This is a genomic window from Algoriphagus winogradskyi, from assembly GCF_900182815.1.
GTDB classification, from domain to species: domain Bacteria; phylum Bacteroidota; class Bacteroidia; order Cytophagales; family Cyclobacteriaceae; genus Algoriphagus; species Algoriphagus winogradskyi.
Window position 1 is genome coordinate 313236 of record NZ_FXUA01000002.1, and the last position, 21757, is coordinate 334992.

The 21757-nt window shown below is 39.5% G+C and carries 18 protein-coding genes; 6 read left to right on the top strand and 12 right to left on the bottom strand.

What is annotated here, in order from left to right:
- Positions 1-49: 49 nt before the first annotated feature.
- Positions 50-1282, bottom strand: coding sequence for a diaminopimelate decarboxylase (lysA, locus tag QOL76_RS05710; RefSeq protein ID WP_283412069.1), 1233 nt, complete (start codon positions 1280-1282; stop codon positions 50-52).
- Positions 1283-1493: 211 nt separating this feature from the next.
- Between lysA and QOL76_RS05715 the strand changes: the two genes are divergently transcribed.
- Both QOL76_RS05715 and QOL76_RS05720 read left to right on the top strand, forming a co-directional pair.
- Complete coding sequence (locus tag QOL76_RS05715) at positions 1494-3221, top strand: sensor histidine kinase (protein WP_283412070.1); 1728 nt, start codon at positions 1494-1496, stop codon at positions 3219-3221.
- Positions 3218-3913, top strand: a complete 696-nt coding sequence (locus QOL76_RS05720; RefSeq protein ID WP_283412071.1) for a response regulator transcription factor — start codon at positions 3218-3220, stop codon at positions 3911-3913. Before QOL76_RS05715 ends, QOL76_RS05720 begins: the two co-directional genes overlap by 4 nt.
- Positions 3914-4187: 274 nt before the next feature.
- Here the strand turns inward: QOL76_RS05720 and QOL76_RS05725 are convergent, their stop codons facing one another.
- Positions 4188-5201: a dipeptide epimerase gene (locus tag QOL76_RS05725; protein ID WP_283412072.1), complete on the bottom strand. Its 1014-nt coding sequence runs from the start codon at positions 5199-5201 to the stop codon at positions 4188-4190.
- A 171-nt stretch (positions 5202-5372) separates the two neighbouring features.
- On the opposite strand from QOL76_RS05725, the gene QOL76_RS05730 reads away from it, so the two are divergent.
- The 4 genes from QOL76_RS05730 to rlmF all read left to right on the top strand — a co-directional run bounded on the left by QOL76_RS05730 (position 5373) and on the right by rlmF (position 9204).
- On the top strand, positions 5373-6776 hold the full coding sequence (locus QOL76_RS05730; protein ID WP_283412073.1) for a M14 family zinc carboxypeptidase: 1404 nt from the start codon (positions 5373-5375) through the stop codon (positions 6774-6776).
- Between the two features lie 83 nt (positions 6777-6859).
- Complete coding sequence (locus tag QOL76_RS05735) at positions 6860-7591, top strand: SIMPL domain-containing protein (RefSeq protein WP_283412074.1); 732 nt, start codon at positions 6860-6862, stop codon at positions 7589-7591.
- Positions 7592-7662: 71 nt separating this feature from the next.
- Positions 7663-8154, top strand: coding sequence for a CIA30 family protein (locus tag QOL76_RS05740; RefSeq protein ID WP_283412075.1), 492 nt, complete (start codon positions 7663-7665; stop codon positions 8152-8154).
- A 90-nt stretch (positions 8155-8244) separates the two neighbouring features.
- On the top strand, positions 8245-9204 hold the full coding sequence (gene rlmF, locus QOL76_RS05745) for a 23S rRNA (adenine(1618)-N(6))-methyltransferase RlmF (RefSeq protein WP_283412076.1): 960 nt from the start codon (positions 8245-8247) through the stop codon (positions 9202-9204).
- 111 nt (positions 9205-9315) lie between these two features.
- Here the strand turns inward: rlmF and QOL76_RS05750 are convergent, their stop codons facing one another.
- From QOL76_RS05750 to QOL76_RS05795, 10 genes are all read right to left on the bottom strand, one after another.
- A complete protein-coding gene (locus tag QOL76_RS05750) occupies positions 9316-9729 on the bottom strand; it encodes an OsmC family protein (protein WP_283412077.1) in 414 nt (137 codons plus the stop codon).
- A gap of 81 nt (positions 9730-9810) precedes the next feature.
- Positions 9811-10986, bottom strand: coding sequence for a DUF1972 domain-containing protein (locus QOL76_RS05755; protein ID WP_283412078.1), 1176 nt, complete (start codon positions 10984-10986; stop codon positions 9811-9813).
- A complete protein-coding gene (locus QOL76_RS05760) occupies positions 10962-12110 on the bottom strand; it encodes a glycosyltransferase family 4 protein (RefSeq protein ID WP_283412079.1) in 1149 nt (382 codons plus the stop codon). The genes QOL76_RS05755 and QOL76_RS05760 overlap by 25 nt, the downstream gene beginning before the upstream one ends.
- Before the next feature lie 15 nt (positions 12111-12125).
- Entirely contained in the window at positions 12126-13244 is a 1119-nt protein-coding gene (locus QOL76_RS05765) for a glycosyltransferase family 4 protein (protein WP_283412080.1), read from the bottom strand.
- Positions 13245-13351: 107 nt separating this feature from the next.
- Positions 13352-14761: an O-antigen ligase family protein gene (locus QOL76_RS05770; RefSeq protein WP_283412081.1), complete on the bottom strand. Its 1410-nt coding sequence runs from the start codon at positions 14759-14761 to the stop codon at positions 13352-13354.
- Between the two features lie 122 nt (positions 14762-14883).
- Positions 14884-15663, bottom strand: a complete 780-nt coding sequence (locus QOL76_RS05775) for a 2OG-Fe(II) oxygenase (protein WP_283412082.1) — start codon at positions 15661-15663, stop codon at positions 14884-14886.
- Positions 15656-16588: a glycosyltransferase family 2 protein gene (locus tag QOL76_RS05780; RefSeq protein WP_283412083.1), complete on the bottom strand. Its 933-nt coding sequence runs from the start codon at positions 16586-16588 to the stop codon at positions 15656-15658. Before QOL76_RS05780 ends, QOL76_RS05775 begins: the two co-directional genes overlap by 8 nt.
- Positions 16589-16688: 100 nt before the next feature.
- Positions 16689-17984, bottom strand: a complete 1296-nt coding sequence (locus QOL76_RS05785) for an oligosaccharide flippase family protein (protein WP_283412084.1) — start codon at positions 17982-17984, stop codon at positions 16689-16691.
- Between the two features lie 12 nt (positions 17985-17996).
- On the bottom strand, positions 17997-19064 hold the full coding sequence (locus tag QOL76_RS05790) for a GumC domain-containing protein (protein WP_283412085.1): 1068 nt from the start codon (positions 19062-19064) through the stop codon (positions 17997-17999).
- Positions 19064-21640 carry an SLBB domain-containing protein gene (locus QOL76_RS05795; protein WP_283412086.1) on the bottom strand — a complete coding sequence of 859 codons (2577 nt, stop codon included), beginning with the start codon at positions 21638-21640 and terminating at the stop codon, positions 19064-19066. The genes QOL76_RS05790 and QOL76_RS05795 overlap by 1 nt, the downstream gene beginning before the upstream one ends.
- Positions 21641-21757: the final 117 nt, after the last annotated feature.

Consider the following 21757-nt stretch of genomic DNA (forward strand, 5'->3'; position numbering starts at 1 on the left):
CGCTGTTCAATAATTATACCAAAGGGTAAGAGAATTATGATAGGTGGAATTAAATGTCTATTTCGACCTGATTTCTTATCAAATCTTCAAATAATTCTCGGTTTCTAATCAATTGCGCTTTTCCTCCCCAAACCAATACCTCAGCAGGTCGAAGTCTGGAATTGTAATTAGAGGCCATACTGATTCCATATGCCCCAGCATTTTTAAATACTAAAAGATCCCCTTTGCTGACTTTTGCAAGCATACGATCTTTTGCCAGCGTATCTGTTTCACAGATGTAACCAACTACATTATATGGATTCAATTCTCCCTCAGGATTGCTGAGATTATATACATCATGAAATGCGTCGTACATCATTGGTCTGATGAGATGATTCAGACCCGAATCTACTCCTACAAATGTGATTTGAGGCGTCTTTTTCACGACATTGGATTCTACCACCAGATAGCCAGATTCACTCACTAGGAATTTCCCAGGCTCTAACCAAAGCTCTAGTTTTCTACCGTATTTCTCGCAAAAAGTATTGAATGCTTTGGATACTTTAGTGCCAACTTCGGCCATATCGGTGGATGGGTCGCCATCTTTATAGGCAACTTTAAATCCTCCCCCAAAATCCAGGAATGAGAGATTTGGAAAATTCATAGCGGCCTCAAAAAGCACATTTCCACCTCTCAAAAAGATCTCAGCATCAAGTATATCAGATCCTGTATGGATATGAAGCCCCACGATATTGATATTGTATTGCTTCACTACCTCTAGGATCTCGGGAAGCTGATGAATAGATATTCCAAACTTACTTTGAATATGGCCTACAGAAATTTTCGCATTTCCACCAGCCATAATATGAGGATTAATACGAATGCAAGCTGGCTTTGTATTTCCATAGACTGCACCAAACTCCTCCATTAGTGGAATGCTGTCAAGATTGATCATTATTCCCAATTCCACCGCTTCTTGTACCTCTCGAAAGTTAACTCCACTAGGCGTATACATGATTTCAGAAGCAGAAAACCCTGCCAACATACAAATCTTCGCTTCTTCGATAGAAACGGCATCGACGCCTCCTCCAGCTTTTTTCACCAATTTCAAAATACTTATATTGGATAAAGCTTTAGTAGCATATTTAATCTTTAGAGGAACTGAGGCAAAGGCAGTCTGTAGAGATTTGATTTGACTTACGATCTTTTCTCCATCATATATATATACCGGCGTACCAAATTCTTTAGCAATCGATTCTATGCTTATTCCTTGAAGCTGAGTAGGATGTTGAGGTGCTGACATTGTCTGAAATTTGCGGGCAAAGATAGCCAAATAACAAAAAAAGGAGGCATTTGCCCCCTATTTTCATTAGTTATAGTGTAATTAAGAAAATTTTATTTCCGAGTTTAAATATAGATGAAGGAGGTCAATTTAACCTCTTTCTACCCAATTTGAAGCGGTTAAATATTGTTAAGCTCTCTACTTGGCCTGATTATAGGATTAAATTTGTACAATGTCGAAGAGTAATATTATCCTTATCGTTGTTTTGATGTCCCTAGCCAGCTTTGGTTTGATGGGCTTTCAATTCTATTGGGTGAAGAATGCTATTCGCATTAATAGAGAGCGATTTGATCAAAATGTGTATCAGGCACTTTCCTCCACTGTAGATGAGTTGGAGAAAGGAGAGACATCAGCGGCTTTTTATGGCTATATGATGCAAGACTCAATCATGAGTAGATCTCTATTTGAAAAGATCGATCCGATTGATTTTGACCTTACGGTAAATTCCAGAAGAACCCTAAGATCCAGACCCTCATTAGTAGATTCCTTTTTTCAGGAAAGTCCTCCTCGGGTAAGCCAAACCTTCAGGAGAATCCTTGAATCAAGAGGATTGGACATGAATCAGCTGGAAGAGTTAGAGTCCTTTTTTACCTACATGACTCCCGAGCTAGCCTCCAAGATGCAGTTTACTCCAGATGAAATGGAAGTTTTGCTTCAAGAAAAGGAACGCCAACTTTTGTATTTAAGCCAGCGGGAAAATTCTCCTAGAAAGCCGAATGTTCCTACTACAGAACAGATTGTGGAGATGCAACCTGAGTTCAACATCAGCCCAGATGCTTTGGAGAAAGTATATAGAACAAATATTAAGATCGATTTCATAAATAAAGCCTGGGAAGAAGTAACTGCAGGGCAAAAAGCGATTCTAGATCGGCTAGATACGGCACGAGTCAGGCAACTACTGAAAAGATACCTCCTGGAAAGAAATATTTCAGAAGAATTTGAGCTGGGACTGCTTAAGGATGATGGGCTATTGCTTCCTATCGGACCTGTCAAGCAGCAGTTTGTACTTGTACAGCAAGGTATTCAGGCAAGACTTTTCCCAAATGATATTTTTGGTAAGGAAAATTTCTTAACCATCTATTTCCCAGAGAAAACCAACCATGTTATTCGGGAAGTTTGGCTACCTATATCCAGCTCCATTGTATTCATCGTAGTGATCATTTCCTGCTTTATCTATGCGATAAAAGTGATTATCCGTCAAAAAGCCCTCTCGGATACGAAAAATGATTTCATTAATAACATGACTCATGAATTCAAGACTCCTTTGGCCACGGTGAGCCTGGCTGTGGAGGCGCTTCAAGATCCAGAACTCTCCAGTCAGGATAAATTCCGGACAAGGTATTTGGGCATAATTAAGGATGAAAATAAGCGCTTGGTGTCTCAGGTAGAAAACGTTCTTCAGGCGGCTGCGTTGGATAAGAAGGATTTCAAATTGAAAATAGAATCTCTAAATCTGGCAGAAATTTTAGAAACTACTGTTGATCATTTTGGCCTGCAAGTCGAAAAGAAGGGTGGACAGATCACCTTTATAAATGAGCTAACTGAACCTATGGTTCAAGGAGATTTATTTCACCTTACCCATATTTTCAATAATCTATTGGATAATGCAAACAAGTATTCTCCTGACTCTCCGTTTATAACGATTGTAGCAAAAGATAATACGGAAGAGGTATTCATTACCATCAAAGACGAAGGAATTGGGATGAATAAAGATGCGCAAAGGAAAATTTTTGATAAATTCTATCGTGTTCCTACAGGAAATGTTCACGATGTCAAAGGTTTCGGCCTAGGGCTTTCTTACGTAAAGGCCATGTTGGAGGCACATAAAGGAGGAATTCAAGTAAGTAGCGAACTTGGAAAAGGAAGCTCATTCACCATTAACATACCAAAGAAACAATGAGTAAAGCAAAATTATTAGTGGTCGAGGACGATCCAAATTTGGGAGATATCCTGCAGGAATATTTGGAAATGAAAGGGTATGAACCTACGCTTTGCCGTGATGGTGAAGAGGGTTGGAATAAATTCAAGAAGGGGAAATTTGATCTTTGTCTTCTGGATATTATGATGCCGAAAAAAGATGGGTTTACCCTAGCTAAAGAGATTAAAAAAGTGGAGGAAAACTTACCGATACTTTTCCTCACGGCAAAAAACCAAAAGGATGACATTATCGAAGGCCTTAAAATTGGCGCGGATGATTACATCACTAAGCCATTTAGCATGGAGGAATTACTACTTCGTGTCAATGCGATCTTGAAGCGAACTCACAAAAGTGAAGATATCAATCCGCTGAAAATATATACTTTCGGAGGTTTCACACTGCATTACGATGAGCAATTCTTAGATGGACCAAAAGGCCGTCACAAGTTGACTTCGAAGGAAAATGAGCTTATTCGCCTACTTGCTTCCGAAATCAACAATCTGGTAAACAGAAGTCATGCTCTGAAACAAATCTGGGGAGACGATAGCTACTTCAATGCGAGAAGTATGGATGTGTATCTAAGCAAAATCCGTAAGCTTCTGAAAGATGATCCTAAAGTGCAGATCATTACCGTTCACGGAGAAGGCTTTAAGCTGATCGTCAGCGAAGGATAATGGATTGCCAGAAGTTGGGTGTCCGATGTCGGATGTTTTTACAATGGTGACTTTCCGAAAACAATACTAAAAGTAGAAAGCCAGAGTGATTTAAGATCGCTCTGGCTTTTTGTTGTAGGGAAATCTATTCCTTTTTTATCTAGAATCTTGGCTCTATTATTTAACTGCTAGATTGCTTCGTTGTACCCCCGATTCTCCAATCGGGTCTTCTCCTCTCAATGACGATCTAATCTTAACTCTCTTATCTTGATACTAACGTCTAGCTACTTGATACTTAAAAAATCATTTCAGCTCCAATTCCATTTCCTTCAGGGAAAGTGACTTTTTCTGGCGTGATGATTACTCCTTTCGCAGGATCTTTGGATAGTAGCATTGCTCCATCCATATCTACATAATCCAGCAGCGGAGCAATGTGCGCAATGGCTGTGATACCCACCGAGGATTCAGTCATGCAACCTACCATAGTTTTCATTCCAAGTTTCTTCGCCTCGTGGATCATGCGTAATCCCGGGGTTATTCCTCCGGCTTTTACCAGCTTCACATTGATTCCATGAAAAAGTCCATGGCATTTTTTAACATCGGATTCTACGATGCAGCTCTCATCTGCAATCACTGGTAATTTACTGTGCTTGTAAACCTCTTTCATTCCCTCCAGATCATCTTTGCCAAGAGGTTGCTCCATAAATTCCACGCCCAATTTTTTCAATTCACCAGAATAATTGATAGCCTGATCTGCAGTCCAAGCACAGTTCGCATCAATTCTGAAAATTGCATCTGTATGCTTCCGGAGTTCACGGATAATTGCCAAATCATCAGAAGTACCTAGTTTAATTTTATAGATCGGCCAGTGAACTTCCTTCATTTTTGTCACCATCTTCTCTACCGTATCGATTCCAATTGTAAAGTTGGTAAGTGGAATTCCAGCAGGATTTAGATCTAAGAGTTCATAAAGTTTCTTTCCAGATTTCTTGGCATAGATATCCCAAGCTGCCATATCTAAGGCACATTGAGCAAAAGGGTTCTCTTTAAAAATTTCTTTCCCTAAATCCCAAAGTTCAGCGGGAGTTTTCCACTCAACTTTTTCTACTATAGGTCTGAATCTCTCCAAGCATTCCATCATATTAGAGATAGTCATGCCATAGAATGGATTTGTAGTTGACTCACCTAAACCGAAAAATGCACCATCTTGCAGTTTTACAATTAAGGTATCTTGAACATCCCTGCTTTGATGTGCGATGGTAAATGTGTGCTTGAGAGGAAGATCGACTACTTGAAAAGATAAGTTCATTTCGATAAATATTCTATTTGGAGCAAAATTAACCTGTTTTTTGCTTGAATGGTAGGTAGATTTATATTTTATTCAAGGTAAATAGAAATTACTATGAAAGTCAATTCTAAATTATCAATCAGCTTCTTTTTGCTGTTTTTGGTTTTAATACTTAGTTGTAAAACGGCAAAGATGCCAGTTTCTTCAGCAAGCAATGTCTCTACATTGGAATCTGCCTTTTCCAAATTCAAGGAACCTGCTATCACGCATAGGAGATTCAAGCATGCAGATCTACAGCCACTCATCCAAAAGCACTCAGGAGCTTTTGAAATCACAAAATTGGGAGAATCAGTAGAAGGTAGAAGTATTTCCAGCTTGGATTGGGGAGATGGAAAAACCAAAGTAATGCTTTGGTCTCAAATGCACGGAAATGAAAGTACTGCGACGATGGCTCTGTTCGATTTGTTCAATTTTCTTGAAGGCAATGGAGATGAATTTGACGATTTGCGTACTCTTCTAAAATCACAGCTGGATCTTAAATTTATCCCTATGATTAATCCCGATGGGGCGGAACAATTCAAACGAAGAAATGCGATTGATATAGATTTGAATCGAGATGCAATATCTCAGATTTCTCCTGAGGCTATCATCCTGAAAGGTGCGCGAGATGATTTTGAACCTGAGTTTGGTTTCAATTTACATGATCAACAAACCTATTATAATGCCTCTGGAACTCCAAAACAGGCCACAATTTCAGTTTTGGCGCCAGCATATAATTATGACACGGACGTGAATGCAGTAAGGACTCGAGCTATGCAAACTATCGTTGGCATGAATGAGATTTTGCAAGAAGTAGTGCCTGGTCACGTGGGAAAATACGACGATGCATTTGAGCCGAGAGCTTTTGGTGACAACATCACCAAGTGGGGAACTAGCACGATTTTGATCGAGTCTGGAGGATACCCGAATGATCCCGATAAGCAATATATCCGCCAGCTGAATTTTATGATTATTCTTAATGCCTTGGAGCAAATTGCCACCAAAAGCTATGAGCAATACACTATTGAGGAATATTTTGCTATTCCTGATAATGACCTGCAGTTGGTTGACTTGCTACTTAATGAAGTTCAGGTGCCAGTAAATGGCAAATACTTTCCAGTCGATCTGGGAATCAGAAGAAGAGATATTACAGCTGGGGAAACCTATTACATGTCTGCTTCAGTGGATGATTTAGGTGACCTGCAGGTGTATTTTGGATTAGAGGAATTTGATGCTTCTGGGCTGAACTATGCAGAAGGGAAAGTCTATGCAAGTGAATTTGAGTCCGTCAGCATGCTTGATGAAGCAAAAGCTATAGAGCTTTTGAAGCAAGGGTATTTGGCAGTAAAAGTGAAAAATGGTGCTAAAGGCGATTTGCATAATCTTCCCATCTTGGTGTTGAAAAGTACAGAAACCTTTTCTTCTGGCTGGAGAACCGGGGAAGGGACAAATTTCTTTTTGGAGAAAGATGGAGTGAGAAAATATGCAGTAGTTAATGGATATCTGATTGATCTGGAACATCCAAAAGATCAGGAATTTAAGCAGAGAATTTATTAAAGGTTAATATTTCAAAATGTTTAATTTAATCCGCCACTTGGCGGGTTATTTGTTATTAGCCATATAAATAATTTTTAGAATCCATGAAAAATAATGTATCAGCCATTCTATTTGCAGTAGCGATCGTAATTGCTTCGATTGTTTTGGGAAATGCAGTAATCAACCGAAACCGACCTCAAGGCACGATCAATGTCACGGGCTTGGGAGAGAGTAATTTTACCTCTGACCTAGTGGTGTGGGAAGGTAATTTTAGCCGCGAAAGCTCTGATTTGAAATCTGCCTATGCTGATTTGGAGAAAGACAGAAAGCTAGTTTCGGACTATTTGATTTCAAAAGGAATTCCTGCTGAGAAGTTGATTTTCAACGCGGTTAATACCAACCCAAACTATGACCAAAATTATTCAAATGATGGCCGATATTTGGGACAAACCTTCAAAGGTTATACTCTTAGTCAATCCTTGAAAATCGAATCTACAGAAGTGGAAAAAGTTGAAAAGATTTCGCGAGAGATCACAGAACTGCTCAACCAAGGAATTGCTTTTTACTCCCAGTCTCCACGCTACTACTATACTGAGCTGGAATCACTGAAATTGGAAATGATTGCTAAAGCTACCGAAGATGCAACCATCCGTGCTGAGCGAATCGCCGAAAACTCCAAAGGGGATCTTGGAGACCTGATCTCAGCCAATATGGGAATCTTTCAGATCACAGGTCAAAACTCAGGGGAAGACTATTCTTGGGGTGGCACATTTAACACCGCAGACAAAAACAAAACTGCTTCGATTACGATGAAGTTGATTTTTGAGGTCGATTAAAAGACGTTCTCAAACAATTGCTGCCCTTTGTGCTTTTACATGATGTGAAAGCTCTAATCTTATTTTCCCTTATGTCTTCATTTATTGTCCTCTATCAGTTTACCAAAAACTCACCTACTTCAGATTGGAGAATAGTGGATGATGTAGTAATGGGAGGGAGATCATCTGGTGATTTCCATATTAATGAATCTGGCAATGGTGTATTTGAAGGGGTTGTGTCCTTAGCAAATAATGGAGGGTTTTCCTCTGTCAGATATAGGGAAACTTTTCAAATTCAGTCCCACACAACGATTAAAATCCATTTAAAAGGGGATGGTAGCCCATATCAATTTCGAGTAAAGGCATCTGTTTCTGATCGCCATTCCTATATCTCTCAATTTGAAACAAGCGGAGAATGGGAAACCATAGAAATCGATCTAGCCGATATGTACCCTGCATTTCGAGGGCGTAAACTTTCAATTCCTAACTTTGACAAAGAGCAGATTGAGGAATTGGCATTTTTGATTGGGAATAAAAAAGAACAGAAATTTCACCTGGAATTAAAGTCTATCGAGCTAATTTAAGACTAGTATTTTCAAGTAATAGTCAGGCAATTAGGATAAATAAATCACCATTCCGCCTAGGCAGTTATCTTTGTGCTAGATTGAATTGATGTGAAAGAGAATAAGACTACAAAAACCGCCCTTCACCCCCGCAATGCCCACCGGGAGCGTTACGATTTTCCAAGCTTAATTGCCACTCAGCCTGAGTTGGGCAGATTCGTGGCAGAAAATAAATACGGAGACCTCAGCATTGATTTCGCTGATCCAAATGCAGTAAAGGAACTCAACAGAGCTTTGTTAAAGCATTTTTATAAGATTTCATCCTGGGATATTCCAAGTGGATACCTTTGCCCTCCCATACCCGGAAGAGCAGATTACCTTCATTATTTGGCAGATTTACTTACTGATAGCAATGGTAATAAACTGCCAGCCGGTGATCAGACCAAAGTGTTGGACATCGGGACAGGAGCGAACTGCATCTATCCTATGCTAGGAAATGCTATTTACGATTGGTCATTTGTTGGCTCCGAAATAGATACTGTAGCGTTGGACTCAGCTCAGGAGAACCTATATGCGAACCCTCAGTTTCGAGGAAAAATCACCTTAAGACTTCAGGAAAATTCAAAGGAAATACTTTCTGGCATCATCAAATCAGATGATGTTTTTGATTTAGTTACCTGTAATCCTCCATTCCATGAGTCCCAAGCTGCTGCAGAAGCAAGTAGTACTAGAAAAGTGAAAAACCTACAAGGAAAAGTTGGTAAGAAGGTCACATTGAATTTTGGAGGAAAAAACAACGAGCTTTGGTGCGAAGGAGGCGAGTTGGCATTTATTCAAAAAATGATTCGTGAGAGTATCACTTTTAAATTCAATTGCTTTTGGTTTACCTCCATTGTCTCTAAGGAAGAGCACATAAAGGAATTGGTTTTAGCTTTGAAAAAAGCCCGTGTTGCAGATCGGAGGATCATACAAATGACTCAGGGTAACAAAAAAAGCAGGTTTATCGCATGGACTTTCTTGAATCCAGAGCAACAGGAAAACTGGAGAAAAAGGAGATGGATCAAAATTTAAAATTGGAGAATTTATAATTTAAAATTGACCCATTATCGAAAATAAAAACGGCGCTTGAATGAATTCAAAGCGCCGTTTTTATGTCTAGTCACTTGATACTAAAATATAGTATTATGCATTTAAAGTGCTTTCCACACTTATTTCTAGCTTCAATACTCTTGAGATAGGACAATTTTCCTCAGCGTCTTTCACTAGCTCATCGAATTTATCCTGAGCGATACCGTCCACTTTAGCCTTTAGGACTAAGTGAGATTTTTTAAGTGTTCCTTCTTCAAATGTGATGTTTGCAGTCACATCTAATTCTGTTGCGGTGTAGCCAGCTTCTTGCAGATTGAAACTCAATTTCATTGCGAAGCATCCAGAGTGCGCTGCAGCGATTAACTCTTCAGGGTTAGTGCCTACTCCGCTTTCAAATCTGGATCCAAACGAGTATTGAGTTTTGTCTAAAACAGTGCTTGGCGTAGTCAAAGTACCTTTGCCATCTTTACCTGTTCCTTGCCATACGGCGGTTGCTTTTCTGATCATTGTCTAAAGGATTTTAGGGTTAAAAGTTATAATTGTTAAAGGGAAATATGTGCGTATAAGTTCAGCTAAAGCTTAGAATCATCAATTTTCCACCTTTTCCATTTTCGGTTTTTCAGGCGGGTTAGTTGATGCTTTTTTACCTGACAAATTCTGAAATACCTCCAAATATTGATCGGTCACATAGTCCCAATTGTATCTTTGTACAAGCCCCTCGCGAGCGGTGCTTCGGAAATATGCCATTCTTTCCTTACTACTTTCCGCTGCTTCCACGATGTCCTGAACCGATTCTTTAGTCTTTTGAAAGTACCAACCATGTTTACCGTTCTGGAGCATTTCCTGATTGAATGGGGTATCCAAAGCTAAGATAGCGCAGCCAAAACCAAGTGCTTTCAACATCGCTGGATTCGTCCCACCATATTCGTGACCGTGAAAATAGGCGTAGCAATGAGAGTACCATGCTGCTAATTCATTCTGATCAGTGATGTATCCCAAAAACAATAGCCTTTCGTCTTCTATGTTTTTGAGGACATTGGCATACTCGTCATTGAATGGTACGTCGCCAACTATTACGAGCTTTCTCTTTGAGTTAGACTTTAAAAATCCATCGATTATAAGGTCTGCATTGTTGTCCGGAATAAGTCGGCCTACGATCAGGAAATAATCCTGCGGTTCAATTCCCCATTTCTCAATGGGATCAGCTGCTACATCTGCTCGTGGATTTGCCCCATAAGCGATGACTTTGGAATCTGCATTGAATAATTCCTTGTAAACACGCTGCATTTCATCCGAGTCATTGATCAGTTGATCGTAGTATTTCGTGGCCATCTTAGATGCCCAGAAAAAATACTTTGATCCCATGCCTTTCCATTTTGGTCTGAGCCACTCCAGACCATCCACGTTGATCACCGTTTTTTTTCTGAAAAGTCTGGAAAACCAGCCGATAGGTCCATTAGCGCTGTTGACCACGAAAATCACATCCACGTCTGAGAAACAGGCATGCATCATGGAGAAAAAAGTATGCGAAAGTTGGGTGCCTATCTTTGATTCAATTGCTCCTATGTAAATGCATTCTATTCCATTTACAAATTTTGGTTTTTCTTGAAATAGGGCTTTGTGATTATATACGCGGACATGAACACCCTTGGCTACGAGTCGCTCACCAAGCTCTTTGACCATGGTGTCGTATCCTCCATACACATAGGGATATCCTTTTGCCCCCATTATGGCTACTTTTAATTTCTTCTTAGCTGCTGCCATAAATGGTTTTCAATTTTTTTTCTAAAACTATCCAAACTGAACTCCTTCAATACCCGATTTCTACCGGCACTCCCAAACCTCTCTCTAAGTTCTTGATCCAAAATTAAACTAATTAACGCATTTACTCCTTCATCTAGATTGTAAATTGGGATTAAGTATCCTGTTTCACCGTTCACCACCATTTCCGAAGCTCCTCCGGATTGCGTAGCAATGACTGGACAGGCTGCTGCCATGGCTTCCAGTATGACCGTAGGAAATGAATCCGGTAAAATCGATGGTAAGACAAAAATATCTGTTGTCTTCAGGATGGAGCCTATATCTTCTCTAAAGCCGAGATTGGTTACATGATTTTCCAGTCTATGCTCATTGATAAAATGCTTCATTTGCACCTCCAAATTCTCATAACCAGGATATGGATCTCCAACTAATAGAAAGTGGCAATGTGGATAAGAACTTACTATCCTCTTGGCCATTTCTAAGAAGAAAAGTTGTCCTTTACCAGGATTGATTCTACCAACCATGGTAATAATCAGGTGATCATCGGCTATTCCTAACTCCTGAGGGCGTATTCCAGGTTTTTCAAGAAACTCTGAATAGGGTATTCCATTGTGGATAACTGTAGGTTTTGACACCTCTAACTTATTGTCCCAGTGATTTTTCACCGCATGTGATACTACGATGGGTGAGGGAGTAGTACGATCTAACAATCGTCGTAAGAGGCCTACCAAAGGTGTAGGCCCAAGCAGGATTTCATGTATGTGCCAAATGTGTGGCAGGTTATGCAATTTTGCCCATTGTGCCCCGACTACCACTGCGAGGGTATTGGAGTAAACTAGGTTGAATTTGAACTCACTGTGCAGTTGGCTTAAAAATCTATAGGCTTTGTAATTCATAGATAGCCTATTCAGTAGTCCGGGAATGTTCACGTATTTACGTCTCAAAATTCCAAGATTTTGAATGCGGACTATAGCTCCTTCTTCTACAAGATATTGTTGCAATGGCCCCGGTTCGGGCAACACCACAACTGGTTTTAGTCCAGCATTTTTATAAACCTTTACTACTTCAATCAGTATTCTGGAAGAGCCATATCGGTCTGATGAACTATTAAGGAAGAGTACTGTCAATTGAAAAACCGGTTGCTATTTTTTAAGGATTACATTTTGAAATCCTTCAATAAATTTCTGAGCAGAAAATTTCTTGGATTGCTCAAGACCTTTACCAACCATCGAGTTGATTTGGTCATCATCTAAAGCCAAAAATATCATTTTTTCCATTAAATCTTGCTGATCACCAGTTTTGAAAGGAAGTCCACATCCTCCAGCTACCTCCATCAATGCAGGTTGGTCAGAGTGAATCACAGGAATTCTATTTGCCATAGCCTCTAAAATTGGGATTCCAAAGCCCTCGTTTTCGGAAGGGAATACATAAGCAAAAGCATTTTTGTACAAGGCAGCCACTTGATGATCATTTACATATCCAGGCAGGAAAACTTTGTCCTGAAGGCCAAGCTCTTCCACCAGCTTTTCTACAATGGGGAGGTCATTCATTTGCGCACTTTGTCCGGCACCTCCAGCTAATACCAATTTGAAATCAGCTTTGGTTTTGTTGAGGAAATTGTCAAAAGCGCGAACGAGCATGGGAAGGTTTTTGCGCTTATCGAACGTGCCCAAATGCATAAAATATTTTTGGTCTGCCAATCCATTCTCTTCCAAAAAAGTAGTATCCAGGCCATTCTCAAGCCTTTTTGGAGCTTGATAAATAACGGTCATCGGATATATTTTCTTTAAGTATTTGTAGAGTGATTTTCGGGAGTATTCCGTTGTGGTGATGATCTCGGTATTTTCTTTCAGGCCTTTTTTGATCAACCGCAGGAAGTATGTTCTCCACCACTTTGGGTAGTTTTGAGGCATTTGCCAGAAGAAAGCATCATGGATCACTGTTAATCTCCGGCATGGAAGGCTTGCCACAGGCGAGACAAAATCCGGGCAAATCAACACATCCGGCTGGTGCTTTTTCACCAAATCAGGTAATTGGAATTCCTTCCAGCGAAAGTAATCCATGTGATAATTGAGACGCTGAATTTTGGATTGATGCCCTTTAAAGGTCTGATCAGCACTTTGGATTTTTGGATCATGGGAAAAAATCCATTCGATCTCTGGATGTGGATAAGCCAATGCGGCTTCCGCCAATTCCATCATATAGGTTTTGATACCTGTAGTGGCGACGTTCAAATATTGTAAATCGAGTAGGACTTTCATGTAGAGTTAATAGATTTCTTTCATTCAGTTTCTTAAAAAGTATAATATTCTGATAAATAACTTTATAGCCGAATCTTTAATTATACAATTTTTTAATTGGCCTAAAATTAGACTACTATTTCTTTGCCATAGTTTTCTACTTGGATTCTGGAATATTCCCTCACGCTAATTCCAACCATCCACCAGGAAATCCATGAGACGTAAGTATAGATTTCCACATTTGCAGTAAATAAGGGTAGTAATAATCCTGCTTTTACAGTTCCTGCTACAAATGCCATTCTTGCCAAATTCAAATTATCAGAATTTTTAAAGACATAGATCGAAGTCCAAATACCTGAGAAGAGTGTTGCTATGTACAAAAACATACCAACCCAACCCAGTTGAACTCCATATATTAAAAACTGATTTTCGCCGCCAACCCGTAATTCTTCAGTCACACTGCCAAAATTTCCACTCATAGCAAGTCCAATGCCCATAGGATTTGTCATCATTGAGTCTAATGCCAGTACCCATTCCACCACGTGGCCAATGCTGGATGTATCTGCGAGCGTTAAGGTATCAATCACGTAGAAGTAGAAATCCTCCGGTGCAAAGAAAAGCACGTATCCCACAAATAAGACTAAACTCAGGAACCCAAAACCAATTAATTTATACAGTTTGAAGACCAGGGCAACAAAGAATATCATCAGAAAAAATGCAGCAAATGATGCTCTGGAAGAAGCAAAGACAAGACTTCCAATAGAGCAAAGCATCACAAGAACATATTTCCATTGATGTGACCTCTCTGAAGTTAAGAACCAAATCAATCCTGCTGAAAACCCCATTAAAACAGAACTGGCCAGCTCTAAAGGATCTGAGAAAAAACTCCCGAGTCGCTTCATTGCATTGGTAGTTTCAAAGGTCCACGTCAGGTTATAATGCCCCTGTGGCTCAATATTGTTTATTTCTTCGTTGAAAAGGGCATAGCCAGTAAATTGCTGTAGGTGTGCATTTAAAAGATAGTTTTCCACCAAGTTCATTAGAAATGCTCCAATGGCAATGATAAAAATGATCTGAAACAATCGCTTCAACTCGAAATCACCAAACTGAGTATTTCTGCCAAGCAAGTAGATCAAACTAGGAATGAACATACTCTTGAAGTAGAGTGCTTTGTTCACAAAACTTGCCTGTCCTATTGGTACCACAAGGAAAACGACTGTCAATACCATAAAAGCCAGCAAGTACCAATCTGTGGATTGAAGTCGCAAGGGGTAGCTGAATATTTTTTTTTGATAAATAACAAAAATCAACCCTGCCGTCAGAACGATGATTTCCTTACTGACCTGAAATAAACTTACGATCATGGGCGACCTAGTCACCAAAAATGCCACACTGAGCGTGGTGATATAAAACGGCAAAAAAGCAGCTAGGAAGAAGATAAAATAAGTCCATTTCCCTTTAAATATCATTTCCTGAAGCGTCCAGAGAGATCCGGCTGCTACCGCAAGTGCGATTAAAATGAAAAATATCAAAGGCATCGGCTTACCATTTTGTTATACTTTCAGGTTCAGTAATAATTGAATCAATGCTTGAAACGACAATAAGCAAATTAACCAGCTTTTGAAAATTGTACAAGCAAGTTGCAATGCCGAACCTAAAATCAACTTTTAGTAATGTATTGGTCTTTGTAAAGCTGATTATCAGCTCTTTTTCTGATTAGCTCTTCAATTTCAGGGTTTGAGATTTGATCCTCCGTTGGTGCATAGAGAGCACGCTGACGATTGACAGAATTAGCAGGAGGATCGCATAGATAATAGATCGCAAGAGACTTTCGGATATTCGTTCCTTCGGTGCTCACTTCTCTACTTAAGCCATGCCATGACTGGAAGGTAGTATCAAAAATAACTGCCCTATTAAATTTCACTTCCACTTCCTTTTCCAGCTTTTGAGGTCGATGGTTTTCAGCATCATTACTCCAAAGTCCAAAATGGCCTCCGAATTCAGGTTTCCAATCTTGAGAAAGATATAAAATCAGATTTATTCTTCGCTGTAATCCCAGCTTAGGATGAATGTTGTAGTCTAGATGAGGATTGAGTTTTCCTCCATCAGGATGCATGTGCCATCCGCCACCATGTAAGCCAAAATCTGGATACAATTTGATTCCCAAAATTGCTCCTAAGTTGTTGACAAATGTCTCAGAGCATAAGTATTCAAAAAATTTATAAGTATACTCAGGAAACTTATTCCAATCGTTCAGAGCTGACTTTTTTTCAAGCGGATTTGAATAGGTGAATAGACTAGCATCACCTATCACCGGAAACTCTTCTGAAAGAGATTTTGCAAATTTTTCTTCTACAAAATCATCGATAACTAAATGTGGAAAAGGTGCAGCGGAGTGAAACTCTTCTACTCTATTTTTAATCTCCTCAATCTTAATCATGGTAGGTTTTTATTAGGCCATCTGCAAAGCCTTTCCAGGCCATCTTTAACTTTTGAAGCCTCCATCTACCAATAAAATAAATGGAATAAAGAAGCATTTTGCCAAATTGGACGGCCACGGCCAAAGGTATAAAAATATTTTTAGTGTGATGTTTAATGAATATCATTTGATTTCTCTGGGCCAAATAATGGACTATTGGGTTTAGAAAACCCTCTTTTCCCTTAGTCTTTGACTTGGAAGAATTCCCTACGGAATGATAGATTTTTGCCTCTGATTCAAACCAAAGCTTGTAGCCTTTTTCACGAACTCGCATGGAAAGATCCACATCTTCAAATGAACCGAAAAAGAAGAATTCCTTCAGAAGACCTGCTTCCCGAAGTACTTTTGTTTTAATTAAAGTAGCGCAACCAGTCGTCCAATCTGTCTCCTCCGATCTCACATCACTTAGATCAGTTTTTCCTTCCTTTTTTGTGAGAGAAAGACCTAGAAAAGCAATGAGTTTACCACCTGCATTCCATATGACATTTCTACGTTCGCCATTATAGAAAATTAGGGGCTGTGCAATACCATACTCAGGCTTATCATCAATAGAAAAAACCAATTTATCCAGGAAATCGGGTTCGACTTCAGTGTCATTATTTAGTTCTAGGATGTAGTCAAACCCATTCTCCAAAGCATATCGAAACCCCACATTGTTACCCCCCGAGAAGCCTAGATTTTCCTGAGTAAAGATAAAATGTGCAAAATCTCCAAATTCATTCTCAAGCCTTTCTCCAGAACCATCACCGGAGTGATTGTCTATCATAATCGTTTTAAAATTGGGATAGGTACAGTTTTGAAGTGAGAGAATGCATTTTTTAGAGTCTTCATAATTTTTCCAATTGATCAAAACTATTGCTACGGAAGGAAAAGGTGAAGAACTCATTCAGAAAGGTTTGTGGAAAATGTATGTGGTTGCTGTAGTAATATGTGTATCAGCGCTCAAATATAAGACTCAAATAAAAATCAAAGATGAATTTTAAAAATCAATTTTTAGTAAAAAGACCAAGTACCAACGCTTTATTGTGGCTCCAGTTGAAATAGCATGAGATAATAAAAGCAACAACTTCGGTGGATAGTAGTGCAAAAGCTAGGCCTATTTCCCCATAATAAGCAGTTGCGAATACAGAGGCTATAAGCATGTAAATACACATCAGCCAAGAAGTTCTGAACATTAGTTGTTTCTGGTCATTGATAAGAAACACTATAATATTCCAGATATTAAAGGAAGCCAGAAGTGGGATAAAAGCTAAAATCTTTAGAATTTCGACAGATTTTGGAAGAGATTCTCGTGATAAAACTGAGATAATGAAATCTGACCAAAGAAAGGTTACTAATGACAAAAACGCACTTAAACCAATGGAAAGGAGTAATACTTTGATTGAAAATCTCACAAATGCTTTTTTGTTTACACTGTATAATTTGGCAGCATTTGGATAAACCGCTTGTACAATTAGCGAAGGAAGCATACGCATCACCATGATCACCCGCTCGGCTAAGCTATACATACCTAGCGTTTCTGCAGCGGTGAAAAAGCTGAGTATTATCAATCCTCCATTTACGGCTATATGACTTCCTAGATTAGAGAAAAACAGGAGAACATTTGATTTAAGGCTCTTCCAAATAGCATGAAACTCGGGTCTATAAAATGTGATCCGCATATAGATTCTAATGTAGATCAGCAGAAAAATATTAACTCCTAGACCAAAAAAACCCATCATGAAATTTACCCATTTGCTTTGTTCTGGCTTGTGGATAAATAGCACAATACCTAAGAGGAAAAGTAGCTTGCTGAAAATATTCGCTATGCTGACCAGCTTCATTTTTTCCATACCCTGAAAAAACCAAAGCGGTAACGTAGCTTCAGAAAAAAGGAGCATTAGTGAAAACACCAAAATGACCTGATATTCTTGGAATAGGTTAAAGCCGAAAACTCCGATGATTATAGCAAGGCTGGCTATTGTAGCAAGTAAAATTTTAGCCGAAAAAATGTTGGAAACTATATGTGATAATTCAACTCTATTTTGCTGATTAATAGCAACTTCCCGGGGGGCGTTTAGGTTGTAGCCAAAGCCTACAATTATGTTCAAAAGTATAATGACCGAAAGTGCGAGATTAACTAATCCAAATTGATCGACTCCAATCCCCTGAATCAACAGAGGCATGGAAATGATAGTGATCAAAATATTGGAGGATTGAATAATCGCCAGAAAAAGAAAATTCTGGATAGATTTATTCTTAACGATGTTACTTAAGGGAATGAGCCCGAGTTTTTCTAGCATGCCAGCTGTTATTTAGCTTTCCTGCACATGCTTCCGGTATAATCGTCGGAAATAAAGCCACATAATTGTGAGCATTCCTAGGATAACGCATCCATAAACCATGCCTTTTACCAGACGAATCTCCGATCGTTCCAATGGAAATCTCGGGGAGTCGATGATTTGAATCAAAGGAGAATTGTTTCGATGATTGACTTTGGCGATTTCCAGATTTTTTACCACTTCCTCATATACCGCACCAGTTGCTTGTACGTCAATTTGCCTCTTTTTCGTCTCTATGGTTGCTGAAGAGCGTAGTGGGTTGGCATTGGGAACACGGTCAGTTGCGGATGCAAAGGCTCCTATGCTTTCATCTAATATTTTGCGAACGCTATCTGCCTGAGACTGAAGAATAGCTAAGTTTTCGCTGGTTTTTTTGGTTTTAGTCTCTCTGTAAAATTCATTTACATTCTCTACCAGATGTTCATTGAATGCCTTGGCATAGTGTTCGTCTTTTGAGGAGACACTTACTTGGATGATTGTCAATTTACGGTCAGGTTTAGCGACTGAAAGCTGATTTTCGCGGACAAGTTTTGCTACTTCTTTGACTACAGAATCCTGGGCTATGGTGAAGTTTTCCCGTGGAATAGAAAAGTCCATTGACGCTATATCTACTTTGGAAGCCCACTTTTTATCGATTTTTTCAAATTCAATAAATCGATCGATCAATAGTTGGTTCTCATCAAAAGGACTTAATAGCGCTTCATCCAGCATACGCTCAGATCTATAAAGCTCCATAATATTATCGCCTTGGAAAAGCCCACTGGTCCCGCCCATGGAACCCAAATTAACTCCTACCAATGATGCTAATCCCGACATTTGACCCATTCCGGCACCATCTCCATCTTCCAGTACAAATGAAGTAGTCGCGACGAAAACAGGTTTTTTATAAATAGAAACTAATGCTCCCAATCCTATTCCCAGAAGTGCTGCAAAGAGGAGAATTTTCCATTGGGAAATGAAATAAGCGATCCAACTACCGAAGTTTTGGAGGACTTCCTTGATGGTGAATTGATTTTCTGTGAAATGTTTTGATCCGGACATTACCAGTTGATTTGAGAAATTACCAAGCCTAAGGTTGCCAAACCAGTAGTGATTCCAACTACTTCACCTAATCTTAAAGGTACTTTTGGACCTTTGGTTGGTACTATTACTTCTGCCCCAGGTTCTACCGAAGGATAATTTCTAATTCCTAAGAAGCCTTTGGTTCGTTTTACTGCCCCGTTGGCATAAACCACGTACGTTTGCTTTCTATTTGCACGACGCTCAAAACCTCCTGCACCATTTATGTAGTGTTTCAAACTTCTTCCTGACTCGTGACGAAGGGTAGTTGGATACACTACATCACCTCTCATCCGCACTGTTTGAAAGAGCTTTGGCACAGAAAGTATATCTCCTTCTTCAATTAGAAGGTCGTCTTCTGAGCCTGGATTTCTTAGTATTTCTTCCAAATCTATAGCGACTGCTTCAGTTTCTTTCAGTTTCACCGCAAATCCTGGGGTTTCTGATGCTATTTGATCCAGTGACTCCTTTTTGCTTTGAGCTAATTGGTTGTCAACTGGAGACTCTTTTGATGGAGATTCTGTCAATAAGCGTTGCAGCAATTCTGATTGAGCTTCAGAGTTGCTCGGGTCTTCAGCAAGTTTCATCTTTAAGCCTTCCAAATTCCGTTGACGTCGAATTTGCTCGGATTCTGTATTGAAAAACTCAGTGCGTCTGATTAAAGTAGCCCCTTTTGCGTAAGCAAATTGATTGAGCCCCCCAGCTCTTTTGATCAAATCTGAAATGCGTTCTCCACTACTTTGAATGGCGAAAATCCCGGGTGAATTTACTTGACCTTCCACAGCAGTTAATTTCTGCATAGTAAAGCTTGCTCTTTTTCTTACAATGACTTGGTCAAATGGCACTAAAGAAGGAGAGGTTGGATTGTAACCCAAGTCTGGATTTACCTGTGTTGGAATGATGTCGGCTAATGTGCCTAAATCAGAATCTTCCAATCTTCTGGCAATTTCTATATCCTGAGCATTAGCAGATTCTTGGAATCCTCCCGCCATTACGATCAAATCTTCTACTTTCATCTCAGCAGAATACGGATAGACACCTGGTTTTTTAACTTCGCCAAGGATCTGCACATACTGTTCATTGTTAATATCGTAGATGCTCGTAATTCTTACCACATCTTCGCGGCGAAGTGGTACGTCAGGAGCAGTTCCATCCATAACTCCCCTTAGATTAACCTGAATCATCTCTGTGCTTAGGTCATCCTTAGTTCTTAGGATACTTGCCTGAGTAGTATAAGCATCGCCTCGAAGTCCTTCCGCATTTTTCACTAATTGGGATAAGGTAAGCCCCTCATCTAAAGCAAAAGTACCTTCTCTGTAAACAGCACCCTTAATCTGAACTCGATTGGAATAGCGATTCAGGATACGCTGAACTGTGATTTCATCTCCTCCTTTGAGGATAAACATGTCAAATTGGTTCTGATAAACATCGGATACAGAGCGCTGATTTCCTGTGATTCTGGAAATGGCTACTCGGTCCTTGAATGCTTGATCGGTAAATCCACCAGCATAATTTAAAATATCAGAAAACGTATCATCCTCTACAGCCTCAAAAACCATTGGGCGCTTCACTTCTCCTTTGATTTTGACATGGGAAATGTATGGAGGTACTAGGATTACATCCTGATCTTGTAGCTTTAGATCAAGTTTTGCAGTGCCATTAATCAACAAATCGTAGACATCTATCTCAGCGATTTGTTTATTATTTCTTACCAACTTGATTTTCCGCATTGAGCCGTTTTCATTTGGCCCACCAGCGGCATACAATGCATTGAAGACAGTGGAGAAGGCGCTCAGGGTAAATGTACCGGGCAGGCGAACTTCCCCTAAAATGTTGACTTTAATGGAGCCTACATTTCCTAAAGTCACTTGAAGAAATGTGTTGGGATTGCTCCCTAGTATACCAGGATAATATTTTCCGACTCTATTTTTCAGGATTCCAGTAGCTTCTTCAATAGATTTTCCAGATACAGATACCGGTCCAATATTATCCAATAGAACAAATCCATCCGGATTAACTGTCGCTTCATAATATTGCTCTGATTGCCCATAGATATCTACATAAATCAAGTCTCCAGGACCTAATACATAACTTTTTGGAGTGGCTTGATTTAGACTTGGCTCAAAACTTAAGCGTCGATTTCTATGATAAAAAAGAGATGTTCCAAAGATTTCATTCCCATCTGTGTGATTTACTGTACCCTCAGAAAATTGTAGCATTCCTAAAGCTATTTCATCCATGTCGACTTGCTCGCGTTCGTCACGTTTGGAAACTTTGGTGTTGCGGATGGATTCTTCTTCTCCTTGAGATATTCTCATTCTCATTTTAGCCACTTCGCTCGGAGGCATGCCTTGTATTTCAAGCGTTTTCAAAAACTCTGACTTTGAAAGCCCAGCGTTTGTTGCCCGATCAAGTAAACCTTGAACTTGATCGTCAGACAGTTCATCAACTTTGATTTTGCTAGCATCATTAATATCCTGTGCAAAAGTCGGAGCAACTGTCAACCCCAAAAAGGCTATAAATACAAAAAAGTAAGAGAATCGTATAATTGAAATCATATAGAAAAGGTAGTCCCAGGTGAATCAAGAACAAATATGGAGATTAAAAATCCATGAATTTCTTAATTCTACCAAATATAGTTCCAAAAACCTAAGTTCTCATGCCGCCTCGAAGAT